We start from the raw sequence: 296 nt of genomic DNA, 5'->3' as shown, positions 1-296 counted from the left end.
GTGGTGGGCGATACCGGGCTCGAACCAGTGACCCCCTCCTTGTAAGGGAGGTGCTCTCCCAACTGAGCTAATCGCCCACATCAGTTTTACATCCTCTGTGGAGAAGATGGTGGGTCGTGCAGGATTCGAACCTGCGACCAATTGATTAAAAGTCAACTGCTCTACCAACTGAGCTAACGACCCGTGGCGTCCCATAGGGGAGTCGAACCCCTGTTACCGCCGTGAAAGGGCGGTGTCCTAGGCCTCTAGACGAATGGGACACTTACGTTTGTTAAGGTTTGGGAACCTTAACCACT

General features: G+C 54.1%; 3 tRNA genes. All 3 read right to left on the bottom strand.

From position 1 onward, the window contains the following. Nucleotide 1: 1 nt before the first annotated feature. Nucleotides 2-77: transfer RNA gene (locus ATN88_RS24620), tRNA-Val, on the bottom strand. Between the two features lie 30 nt (nucleotides 78-107). Further along, nucleotides 108-183: transfer RNA gene (locus tag ATN88_RS24615), tRNA-Lys, on the bottom strand. Nucleotide 184: 1 nt separating this feature from the next. Then, a tRNA-Glu gene (locus ATN88_RS24610) sits at nucleotides 185-260 on the bottom strand. Between the last annotated feature and the right edge of the window lie 36 nt (nucleotides 261-296).

The organism is Enterovibrio coralii, assembly GCF_001559595.1.
In the GTDB taxonomy this organism is placed as follows: domain Bacteria; phylum Pseudomonadota; class Gammaproteobacteria; order Enterobacterales; family Vibrionaceae; genus Enterovibrio; species Enterovibrio coralii.
This window is presented reverse-complemented; position numbering and strand designations above follow the sequence as displayed.